Source organism: Mycoplasmopsis arginini (genome assembly GCF_965278885.1).
Lineage (GTDB): Bacteria > Bacillota_I > Bacilli_A > Mycoplasmatales > Metamycoplasmataceae > Metamycoplasma > Metamycoplasma arginini_B.
In genome coordinates, this window is record NZ_CBDIHE010000005.1 from 49,275 (window position 1) to 61,472 (window position 12,198).

The 12,198-nt window shown below is 24.7% G+C and carries 9 protein-coding genes and 1 other RNA gene; all 10 read left to right on the top strand.

Annotated features, from left to right (window positions below):
* Position 1: 1 nt before the first annotated feature.
* The 10 genes from ACQW0Y_RS02350 (at position 2) to ACQW0Y_RS02395 (ending at position 12,026) form a co-directional block, all read left to right on the top strand.
* On the top strand, positions 2 to 1,294 hold the full coding sequence (locus ACQW0Y_RS02350; RefSeq protein ID WP_427867577.1) for a hypothetical protein: 1,293 nt from the start codon (positions 2 to 4) through the stop codon (positions 1,292 to 1,294).
* A gap of 76 nt (positions 1,295 to 1,370) precedes the next feature.
* Positions 1,371 to 4,202 (top strand): excinuclease ABC subunit UvrA, encoded by a 2,832-nt coding sequence (gene uvrA, locus ACQW0Y_RS02355; protein WP_427867578.1) that lies wholly within the window; start codon positions 1,371 to 1,373, stop codon positions 4,200 to 4,202.
* A gap of 87 nt (positions 4,203 to 4,289) precedes the next feature.
* Positions 4,290 to 5,234 carry a prolipoprotein diacylglyceryl transferase gene (gene lgt / locus ACQW0Y_RS02360; RefSeq protein ID WP_427867579.1) on the top strand — a complete coding sequence of 315 codons (945 nt, stop codon included), beginning with the start codon at positions 4,290 to 4,292 and terminating at the stop codon, positions 5,232 to 5,234.
* A 28-nt stretch (positions 5,235 to 5,262) separates the two neighbouring features.
* Positions 5,263 to 6,177: an NAD(P)/FAD-dependent oxidoreductase gene (locus ACQW0Y_RS02365; protein ID WP_427867580.1), complete on the top strand. Its 915-nt coding sequence runs from the start codon at positions 5,263 to 5,265 to the stop codon at positions 6,175 to 6,177.
* A 1-nt stretch (position 6,178) separates the two neighbouring features.
* The gene (locus ACQW0Y_RS02370) at positions 6,179 to 7,759 is read left to right on the top strand and encodes a hypothetical protein (protein ID WP_427867581.1); all 1,581 of its coding nucleotides are present in this window, start codon (positions 6,179 to 6,181) and stop codon (positions 7,757 to 7,759) included.
* A 10-nt stretch (positions 7,760 to 7,769) separates the two neighbouring features.
* The gene (locus ACQW0Y_RS02375) at positions 7,770 to 9,326 is read left to right on the top strand and encodes a hypothetical protein (protein WP_427867582.1); all 1,557 of its coding nucleotides are present in this window, start codon (positions 7,770 to 7,772) and stop codon (positions 9,324 to 9,326) included.
* Positions 9,327 to 9,523: 197 nt separating this feature from the next.
* Positions 9,524 to 10,126: a 30S ribosomal protein S4 gene (gene rpsD / locus ACQW0Y_RS02380; protein WP_427867583.1), complete on the top strand. Its 603-nt coding sequence runs from the start codon at positions 9,524 to 9,526 to the stop codon at positions 10,124 to 10,126.
* Between the two features lie 142 nt (positions 10,127 to 10,268).
* Positions 10,269 to 11,207, top strand: a complete 939-nt coding sequence (locus tag ACQW0Y_RS02385) for a hypothetical protein (RefSeq protein WP_427867584.1) — start codon at positions 10,269 to 10,271, stop codon at positions 11,205 to 11,207.
* A 94-nt stretch (positions 11,208 to 11,301) separates the two neighbouring features.
* An RNA gene (gene ffs / locus ACQW0Y_RS02390) (signal recognition particle sRNA small type) lies at positions 11,302 to 11,396 on the top strand.
* 12 nt (positions 11,397 to 11,408) lie between these two features.
* Positions 11,409 to 12,026, top strand: a complete 618-nt coding sequence (locus ACQW0Y_RS02395; protein WP_427867585.1) for a hypothetical protein — start codon at positions 11,409 to 11,411, stop codon at positions 12,024 to 12,026.
* Positions 12,027 to 12,198: the final 172 nt, after the last annotated feature.

Consider the following 12,198-nt stretch of genomic DNA (forward strand, 5'->3'; position numbering starts at 1 on the left):
TATGAAAGCAACAAGAATAGGTCAAAACTATTTATTAAGAGTAAAATCTATTAATTATTTATCACCATTTTTTAAAAAAGACAATGTTGAATTAATTAACTTTTTTGATGAAAAAAATGAATTAAAAACTATTTTTAGCGATTCTTTAACTTTTGAAGAATTAGCCGGAATTATAATAGGTTTCTATGGAGATAAAACGAAAAATTATTATCCAATTTTTGAATCAGAAAAATTTAACAATTTATTTGATCAACCAAAAAATTTAGAAGAAAAAATCACAACCAACAAGATTATCAAAAATGAATATTTAGTTTATAAATATATTAATTTTTTAAATGATGAAAATTATGAAAATTATCTAACAATTATTCTATCTGACTATTCAATAATTTCATTTAAATTTACTATATCAAAAGCTCCAAAGTATAAAGATTCAAACCTTAGTAAACGTTATATTCAATATAAAGAGAAAAATGTTAACTATTTAAAACAACATAATTTTGAAATAGATACAGATAAAATTATCGATAATTATTTTGTAACTAAAGATTATGGTAAGGAAATTGCAGATACTTTATTAGCAACTGATTTTGTTTCATTTCCTCTTAACCAATTAAATCCAGCTTTTGAATGAAGTAGGGAAGAATCTTTAAATTACTACGATTATGAATTGTTATTAAGATTAGACTTATCTACAATATCAAAAGACTTATTTTCTATTTATGAATGAAGAGATGATATATATCAAAATTATTTGGATGATGTTGCTTCAGAATTTGTAGCACAAGATGATTTTCCTTTTTCTTCAATTAAAAAGCTATTTAATGACCAAGACCTAAATGATGAAGATAGAGAAGAATTAGCTTCAATTGAACAAATGATGTCTGATCCAACAAAAATTAAAGAAATACAAGGCATTATTAATGACCCTAATAAATTGCAACAAGCTCAAGAAGAAATAATTAAAAAAATGAGTGGTTCAAAATCATCATCTTCAGATGAAAGAGCAAAATTAAACCATGAACAAGCAAGAAGAATTGTTTTAGAAACATTTGTTGATTCTTTATTAAATACTGATGTTCCCGAAAATGAAATAATTAGAATGCTTGATGATTTTCTTGATCAAGTTCAAGATGGAACTTTTTTATCTGGCATGGCAGGATTTAATTTAAGTCTACAAGATCGAGAAGAATTTATTCAAGATCTTTTAGATATTTACCATGAAAAAAAATATGGTGAATCATCTAAAGAAAATTCTAAAAAAGAAAAAATGGAAAACGAAGATTTTAACTAATTTTTTAAAAAGCACAAAAAAGTAAATTTGTGTTTTTTTATTTTCTATTTTTTATTTAAATATAATTATATTTAATATGAAAGATAAAATAATAATAAAGAATGCAAGAGAAAATAATTTAAAAAACGTAAATTTAGAAATTCCCAGAAATAAATTTGTAGTTTTTACAGGTTTATCAGGGTCAGGGAAAAGTTCTTTAGCCTTTAATACAATATATGAAGAAGGTAGAAGAAGATATGTTGATAGTTTATCTAATTATGCTAAACAGTTTTTAGGAGGGACAAAAAAACCAGATGTTGATAGTATTGAAGGATTGAGCCCTGCAATATCTATTGAACAAAAAACTGTTCATAATAACCCAAGAAGTATTGTAGGAACTGTTACTGAAATCTATGATTATTTAAGATTATTATATGCACGTATTGGAAAGTCTTTTTGTCCAAATCATAAAAATGAAATTACTGCACAAAAAAGTTTAGATATCATTAATCACGTTTTGAATCAAAAAGAAGATTCGAAAATTTTTATCTTATCACCTGTTGTTAATAATCAAAAGGGTTCATTTGCCACAACACTAGCTAGATTAAAAAAAGAAGGTTTCTTACGTGTGAAAGCAAATGGAGAAATTCTGGAATTAGCAAAAAATCCAGTTTTAGATAAAAATAAAAAATGGAATATTGATTTAATTATCGATCGTTTTACTTTAACTAAAGATTCACAAACAAAATCAAGAATAGCAGAAGCAATAGAAATTGCCTTGCAATATTCAAAAGGTCTTGTTACAATTGAAGTTATTGGAGGTGAAACAAATACATATTCAATAACTCATAGTTGTAAATTTGGTGATTTTGATATGCCTAAAATTGAACCAAGAATTTTTTCATTTAACTCACCAAATGGAATGTGTGAAAAATGCAAAGGTTTAGGACTTTTACAAAAGGCTTCATGAGATTTAATTTGCCCTGATAAAACACTATCTATTAACCAAGGTGCAATTCTACTTTTTAAAAACTTAGTTAATTCAAAAAACTTAGAATGACAAGAGTTTGACAAATTACTTTCTTATTATAATATTGATAAAACTTGACCGATTAATGATTTAACTAAAGAACAAATTGAAATTTTAAAGTATGGTTCAACTGAGGAGATTGCTTTTACTGTTACATCAGAAAACGGGATTAAATATGAAAAATCTCGTCAAATTGAAGGGGTTTGTGACAAGATAGAAAGAAAATATCTTGATACCACTTCTAATGAAATAAGAATGTATTATTCACGTTACTTATCAGATAGTCCTTGTGATTTATGTAAGGGAAAAAGATTAAATAAATATGCTTTGGCAACTAAAATTAATAATTTAGATATATATGAAATCTGCAATAAATCAATAGAAGAATTAAAAGAATTTCTAAAAACAATTCATTTAAGTGATATTGAAAAAGAAATAACAAACTTAATTCTCATTGAAATAAATCATCGTATTGATTTCTTAATTAATGTTGGTTTGCAATATTTGACCTTAAATAGAAAAGCTGAAACATTGTCAGGTGGTGAAGCGCAACGAATTAGATTGGCAACACAAATAGGAGCAAATCTAACTGGAGTTTTATATGTTTTAGACGAACCTTCAATTGGACTACATCAAAAAGACAACGAAAAGTTGTTAAATTCATTACGAAAAATGGTTGATTTAGGTAACTCATTAATTGTTGTTGAGCATGATGAGGATACAATAAGACAAGCCGATTTTATTGTGGATATTGGCCCTAAGGCTGGTGAACATGGTGGTGAAATTGTTGCTAGCGGTAATATTGATAAAATTATCAATACAAAAGAAAGTATTACTGGACAATATTTATCAAATAAATTAGAAATTAAAGTTCCAAATAGTCGTCGGTCAGGCAATGGTAAGGTATTAATAATTAAAAATGCTAAGGCAAATAACCTAAAAAATATTTCTGCTAAATTTCCACTAGGAAAATTTATTGCTGTAACAGGTGTTTCTGGATCTGGAAAATCTTCATTAATTAACCAAGAACTAATCAATGAACTTGATTTGCTTTTAAAAAATAAAAGTTATTCTGATGATAAAAATAAAAAGATTACTGGGTATTTATATATTGATAAATTAATAAAAATAGACCAAAGTGCTATCGGTCGAACACCTCGTTCTAATCCAGCAACTTATACAGGTGTATTTGATGATATAAGAGACATATTTGCTAATGTCGAAGAAGCAAGAATTAGAGGCTTTACAAAATCGAGATTTTCATTTAATGTTCCTGGTGGAAGATGTGATAAATGTGATGGTGATGGGGTAATAAAAATAGAAATGCACTTTTTACCTGATGTTTATGTTACATGTGATCATTGTGATGGACAAAGATATAATTATGAAACATTGGAAGTTAAATATCGTGGTAAATCAATAAATGATATTTTAAATATGACTGTTGAACAAGCTTATGCATTTTTTATTCAAAATGGAAAAATTAGAGATCAACTGCAAACCTTATTAGATGTTGGTTTAGGATATATAAAATTAGGTCAAAATGCCACAACATTATCAGGTGGTGAAGCGCAGCGTGTTAAATTAGCAACATACTTACAAAAAAAGCCTACAGGAAAATCATTGTATATTTTAGATGAACCTACAACTGGATTACATTCATATGATGTTCAAAATTTATTGAACGTTTTAAATCGAATTGTTGATAATGGTGATACAGTAATTGTTATCGAACATAATTTAGATGTAATTAAATGTGCAGATTATATTATAGATCTTGGACCAGATGGCGGTAAAAATGGCGGAAATATTATTGCTTCTGGAACTCCGGAACAAGTAGCACAAATTACAAACTCATATACAGGACAATATTTAAAGAAAATATTAAAATTATCTTAATAAGTAAAAATTAAAATATAATTTAATAATAAATTATTTTTAATTATAATTTACATATTAAATAAACGAAAAAAGAAAGGAGAAAATATGAAGGATTATGCAGGAATAAGTTTACAAATCGGGCCATTTCACATTTATTCGCTAACAATGATGTTAGGAATGATTGCAGCTATTTTAACTGTTTTTTACTTTTGAAAAAGAGAAAAATATTCTTTTGAACAATTAGCAATTTTAATATTTATTGCTTTACCTACTGCTATTATTGGTGCTAGATTTGTTTTTGTTATTCAACAATTAATCGAACACAAAGGGTGAGCTAATGGACCTTGATATAAAATGTTTTATATCTGAGAGGGTGGTCTATCAATTCACGGTGGTGTTATTACAGCAACAATTTGTTGTATTATGTATATTGTGTTTTCAAAAAATCCAAAAAAAATTGACTTGAAAAAAGCGTTTTCAATCATTTTACCAGCCGTATTTATAGGTCAAGCAATTGGTCGTTGAGGTAACTTTGCAAACCATGAAGTTTATGGACAAATTATGTCTGAATCTTCATTTGCATTTAAGATGCTCCCACAATTAATTAGAGAACATATGTTTATTAATGGTCATTACCGTCTACCATTATTCTTATATGAATCAATTGCTAACTTATTTGCTTATATTTTATTAGTTTGAATTTTAAACAATTGAAACTGATTAAGACCTGGAACAACAGGAGCTTTATACATTGTTTTCTATGGAATATTACGTTTCGGAATGGAACCTTTACGTCAAGACAGTTATACAATTTATAAAGTAATTTCTGCCCTATATATTATTGTTGGAGCAATTTTAGTTATTCTATTTGAATTTACTTTAAAACTAAATTACAATGTTTATAAAGTATGCAAATATCAAAAGGAATGAACACATAAATTTTTCTACTTTATCGTTTATGAACCAAAGAATAATAATAAAGGTTTATTAAGAAAAGATTTTACTAAACAAAATGATTTAAATAAAGAAATTAACGTTAGCTTAAGCTAATGTTTAATTTTTTAAAGGAGAGGCTTTTATGGATAATAAATTTGATGTTTTAATTATCGGCGCTGGTCCTGCAGGACTAACAGCAGCTTTATATTTAGCTAGAAATGATTATAACGTGGCTTTTATAGAAGGATATGCACCCGGTGGTAAAATGGTGCAACAATCAAAAATTGAAAATTACCCTGGTTTTAATTTTATTAGTGGCTTTGAACTTTCAATTAATATGTTGAATCAAGCTAAAAATAATGGTGCTAAACAAATTTTTGGTATGGTTTCTAAAATTGAAAGTATGAGTGAAACTGAAAAAGTTGTTACTTTGCAAAATGGAAATGAATACTACGCTAGCGCAATAGTTATTGCAACAGGAATGGTTAACTTAGTACCAACAAGTGTTGAAAATATCGAAAAATTTAATGGTAAAGGTGTTTCTTATTGTGCTATTTGCGATGGAGCATTATTTAAAAATCAACCTTGTGCAATAATTGGTGGGGGAAATTCTGCTTTTGAAGAATCTGCCTATTTAGCTTCAACTGCTTCTGAAGTTCATATTTTTGTTAGAGACGAAGTGAAAGCAGAAGCACGCATAATTAATGATGCAAAAAAACATAGCAATATATTTATTCATTATAATTCACAAATTTTAAAATTAAATGGTGATGATAAAGTTGAAAGTATTATTGCAAATGTTGATGGTGAAATCAAAGAAATGAATATAAAAGGAGTTTTTCCTTACATTGGATTTAAAGCAGCAACTTCATTTATTTCAGACAAAAGTTTATTAAATGAACGTGGTTTTATTATTGTTGATAAAAATATGGAAACAAAAGAAAAAAATATCTTTGCCATTGGGGATGTAATTGCAAAAGATATTAGACAAATTACTACTGCAACAAATGACGGAACAATTGTTGCTAAAACAATTTCTTCACGGATTGTAAAATAATATGAATAAAAAAGTTTTTTTAGGTTTACTAGGTTCAGTTATATCGCCACTAGCTGTGGCTTTTTGTATTTCTTGTGAAACTAAAGAAACAGAAAAAGTAAACTTAATAATTCCTTTTGTTCAATCACACGAAAAAAAGGCTTTTAATGCTATTTCTACTCTTGTAAATAAATTTAATAATAGCTTAGATAATAAATATTTAAATAATAAAATTAATATTCGTAATGTTTTTGATAAAAAACAGATAAACTATAAAGTTAATTTAGAAATGAATATTAAAGATAGCAGAACACCTTCTCTTGTTATTTCTTATCCTTCAATTGTTCCTTTAATTTATAATAATAATCGTTTATTTGATTTAACAGAGATTACTAAGAAATCAAAAATTAAAGAAAAAATTTTAGATTTTAATAACCGTTTAGGTTTTAATAATAAAAATAAAATTTATAGTTTACCAATTGGAATTAGTTCAGAGATTTTTATTATAAATAAAAAGTTACTATCTTATGTATTGCATTCTCTTTATGAATTTAATAAAAAAGAAAATATTAATAACAAATATATTTCCAATTTAAAAAATTCTCAATTTTTCACTGATCTAATTTTAAATTATGAAAGTTTAAATGAAAATAAAGAAATTATTTTATTTAACAAAGAACAAGTCAAAGCGTGAAATTTAAAATTAGATGAAGATATTTTAAATTATGATGATGATTTTAATTCTTTTATCGAACTTTTAAATAAATCGATGGTTAATAAAAAACAGTTAGATATTTTATTCATTAAGCATATTGAAAATTATTTATTTGAAAATCTTTTTAAAAAGTCCGAATCTAATTTTTCTAATTTTTTCTTAAAATATGATGAAAATAAAAAAATAATTTATGACAATATTTTTAAGAATGATTCAAGAGAAAACATTGAATTTAAAAATGAGATTTATGATTTTTATAATAAGCTTAAGAATAATATTTTGTATATTGAAGCAAACAAAAATCTTAATATTAAAAATAGTAAAAATCAATTATTCACTTTCATAACCTCAAGAGCCTATGAATTTAATTACGAATATTTTCTTGAAAATAAAAATGATTTATTAATAAAAAATGTTCCACTTAAAAGAAATAAGACACAAGACAAAGGCTCATTTTTTATGCAAGGTTTATTTGTTTCAGCAATTAAATCAGATATTAAAGAAAAAAACGAAGTTATTCATTTATTTTTAAATTGATTATATAATTCAGAAAATAAATTAGAATGAGTTGTTAATAATAAAAAAACCATTTTAACTCCAATTGAATACCTTAGTTTTGCTTTAGGTTATGTATTTCCAACAGAAAATTTTGCTCAACAAAATAATAAAGTTTTCGAAGATAATATTGCTAATCAACTACTTTTGGAAAATATATTTAATGATAATTTAGTGCCTTTTACCGATTTGGTCGATGAGAGAAGCGCAAAATTAAGAGAAAATATTAAAATATTAGTGTCTAATTATTTATTAACGAAAGCAAAAGAAAATGCTTCATCAGATCAAACAGTAAATGATTTTCTAGTGAAACTAGAAGAATTAATAAAGTAAAGGCGAGAAAATGAAAGTTAAATTATTTGCAAATTTTTTAGATAACATAAGTAACAAAAATAACACTTTGTTTGACTTAAAAAATAATAGCATTATAGGACAAATAAAAGAAGGTTTTAATAACTTTAATGAAGTTACAATTAAATTATTAGCATTTTCAATTAATAAAATATTGATTAATAACACAAAAAGTCCTATTAAAATTTTAATTGCTAATGATGGAAGCCATAAATATCTTCCATATTTTGAAAAAGAATTATTGAATTTAGTAAATCAAGAACAAATATTAACTTATTCATATGAAAAAAATGAACCAGTTAGCAAAGCTTTTTTAGCTTTTACAAATAGTATAACTGAAGCTTTTACAATAATTATTTATGTTCATAAGTATGATGAAAAAAATAATTTTGCAATTTCCTTTTTTAATAAAAATGTCGAACCTTTAAATTTTGAATTAGTAAAATTATTTTTACTAGAGTATCGAAACATATCAATTGATAATATAAAAGATAGAAATAATTTAAATCCTAATCTTGATTTTCAAAAAATTTTAAAAGAATATACTGATTTTTTATTAAATAAAAACTTTACTAACAATGCAAATCATTTATTGAAAATAGGAGTAATTAACTCTCCTTTACAAAATAGTTTTGTAAAAAAGATTTTAGGTAAAAATGATATTGCTTACACAATTTTAAAAAATAGTTTTAAAACAGATAAGCCACAGTTTCTTAAATATTCACTTTTAAATTATTCACTTTTAAAAAATATCGAATATATATTTAAATTTTCTTATGATTATCAAAAAGTTTATTTATATAAAAGAAATAAAAATAAAAAATATTTCTTTTACTATGAATTAGTGGATATGACAGATTTAGCATCAAACTATTTATCATTCATAAACAATTATGAAAATACTAATAAGCAATTTAGTGAAATAAAGAACGTTGTTTGTTCTCATCTTACAAAAAAAGAAAACATTATTAATATTGCTTCAAGATACAAAATAAACCTAAATTTTAGTTGGAATTTTGATTCAAAAAAATATCCAAAACCTAATCTTTTATTTTTTGATGAAGATTATCAAATTTATTTAGACAATAATCAAAATATTAAATATGATGGTTTTATGTTTTTTAATATTTTAATTGATATGTTAAATTATTATGAAACACAAGAAATGAAATATGAAGATATTTGTGAAAGAAATTTAGATAAAAGTCATGAACTTTTAATTAATTATTTTTCATTTGATTGTGCTGAAGAAAATTTAATTAATTTTGAAACAAAACTTTATATGCAAACTTCAATTGCTCAAATTAAAATAAGTTCGATTGAAAATGTTAAAGAAAACTTTAAAAACATTGATGAAAAATATGTTGCTAAATTTAATTTCGAACCAAGAGAATGAATGGCTATTAAATACAATTTTAAATATAAACAATTGATTTTTGTGATTCAAGAAAATAAAAAAACAAAAGGTAATGTTGCTAAAAAAATAAACCGTTTTATGACAAAATTCACTTCAAAATACAATAAACCATTAATCGAATTTAAAAAATAAATTCAGAAAAATAATTAGACTTATTTTTTTAAAATAAGTTATAATTGTTAAGCATTGACACAGCATAATAATATTATTTAAATGTTTTTTCTTTGCTTTAAATTTGAAAGTAAGCAAGCTGTAAGCCGAAATCATTAGAGAAAAAAATATAAATTAAGAATTATTAATTGTCTTTGCATATTGAAAGGAAAAAAAATATGTCAAGATTTTTAGGATCAATTTTTAAAAAATCAAGAAGATATGGTACATCACTTTTAGAAAATAATAAAGAATTTACAAAAGGTAAGAAAAGAACAACAGCTCCAGGACAACATGGTGCCAAAAGATCAAAACCATCAGATTATCAATTACATATGTATGAAAAACAAAAAGTAAGATTTATGTACGGTCTAAATGAAAGACAATTCAAAAACTTATTTAATGTTGCTGCTAGAAAAGATGGTGTTACTGGTACAAACTTATTACAATTAGTTGAATCAAGATTAGATAACTTAGTATTTAGAGCAGGTTTTGCACGTACAAGAGCACAAGCAAGACAATTTGTTAACCATAACCACGTAATCGTTGATGGTCATAAAGCAAATATTCCTTCAATGATTATTAAACCAGGTTCAGTTATTGAAATTAAAGCTTCTTTAGAAAATAATGCAAACGTTAAAGATGCATTAGAAGTTATGACAACAGCTGCTTGATTATCACGTGAAAACAATAAAGTAACATACACAAGATTACCAGAAAGAAATGAATTTGCTAAAGAAATTGATGAATCATTAATCGTTGAGTACTACAACAGACGGTAATAAACAAAATGTGCCTCGTGCACATTTTTTTATATCTTAATTTAAGTTAATTTATTGAACTTTTTACATACTCTTAAAAAATGAGTGTTAAAATTATAAACATATAAAACTATATAAATAAATTAAATATGTAAAGGAAATTATGAATAAATCAAAGAAACTATTATTAGCAATAGGAATACCTTCTTCTATCGTTGTTGCTGGAGCAGTTACTGCTACAGCGGTAATTTTAGTAAAAGAAAAGAAACAAAATGAAGCTAAAATAAAATTAGCTAAAGAGAACTATGAGAAAAAAATAGGTGAACTTAACTCTTTTATTTCAGAAATTGCTAGCGAATCAAAATATCAAGAAGTAAGAAATGAATTAGAAACTAAAAAATCTCAAGAATCTGCAAAATTAAATGAAAAAAGTTCGGCAGATGATTATAAAAATGCTGATGATTTATTAAATAAAGCATTAGAAAGCGCTAAAGCTAAAAAAGCTGAAATTGATAGAAAAGAAGCAGAATTAGCCCAAGCAGAGCAAGACTATAATGCTAAAGTAGCAGAAGCAACACAACTTGATGTTGATTTAAGTGGTCATTCTGAATATGACGAAATTAAAGCTGATTTAGAAAGAGAATTAGCTCTTGCTAAAGCATCAGTGGAAGAACAACCTCAACCAACAAAAGAAGATTATGATTCAGCGGCATCACAAATAACTTCATTAATCAATAGAACAAAACAACAAAAAGAAAGAAAAGACCAAGAAATTGCAGCAGCAAAAGAAGCAGAAAGACAAGCTGCTAAAACTAAGTATGATGAAAAAGTTAGCGAAGCAACAAATTATGCAACAAATGATCTTTCAAGTGATAACAAATATCAAACAATAAAACAAACTTTAGAAACTAAAATTAATGAAGTGAAATCTCAAGTTGAAACTGCTAGTGAAGAAACTAGAACAAAAGAATTTTACGAAAGTAAAAAAGGCGAAATTGAACAAGCTTTAGAAAAAGCTAAACAAGATAAAAAATCAGAAGATGATAAAACAACAATTGGACCAGTCACAATCGATGACTTTGAAGATGGTGAAGATATTTAAAATAAGAAAATAATATTACAAATATTAAACAAGTTTAGGCTAAATATAATTGCCTAAACTTTTATATATTTATGTTGGTAAAATATAGTATAATTATTAAGCCATGAGAACAGCAACCTTGTAAACTGGTCAGGATAGAAATATAGCAGCCATATCGAGAAGTGCAGTGTCTTGTGGTTTTTATTTTAAGGAAGTTTTATTATGATTTGCACAAAACTATTAAGTCCTATTAAAAACCAAGATCAATATGATATTTTTCCTATTTTAGATTTAGGTGATTTTGTTATTTATAAAAAAATTTCAAATAATTTTTTTTATAATGCAATTGATTTAAAAACATATTTAAATAACGATAATCAAGAGAATAATATTTACTTTGAGAAAAACACATACTTTATTTGTTCTTACAAACTTTTTTATAAAGAATTTAACAAGGAAAGCATCTTAAATAAACAAATAAACTCTTTACCTAATTTAAATGATTTTAAATTAAAACAATTGAAAAATTTATTGGAAATTATTCATAATCAAGGTGAAAAAGGTACTTTAATTGTTTTTGATTATAAAGATAATTTATATTTACCATTTTATGTTTTTTCAGATCCTTATGTTACTGAAGAAGAATTGAAATACTTGCTAGAACAGCAAGATATTAATGAAAATGTCAACGCAAATATATCTTTATATGAAAATTTTGTTTCAAAACTAAAATTAGCAAATGAAACTTTTTTAAATAAAGACTCTGATATTTATTATTTTGTTCATACAATAATAGTTATGAATCTAGAAAAAGCAATATATGATCTGGATTTAAACTAAAAAGTGCACCAAAAAATGGCGCACTTATTTTTTAAAACTTTATTTAGTTTATTTTAAACCTTATTTATTATATAACTTTAAATAAAATAAGTAAATTATTGTTTATAAATTTTTGTTTAAAATTTAAAACATTGGCGTTCCAGTTATTTCTGTTTTTGTAAAAATATATATT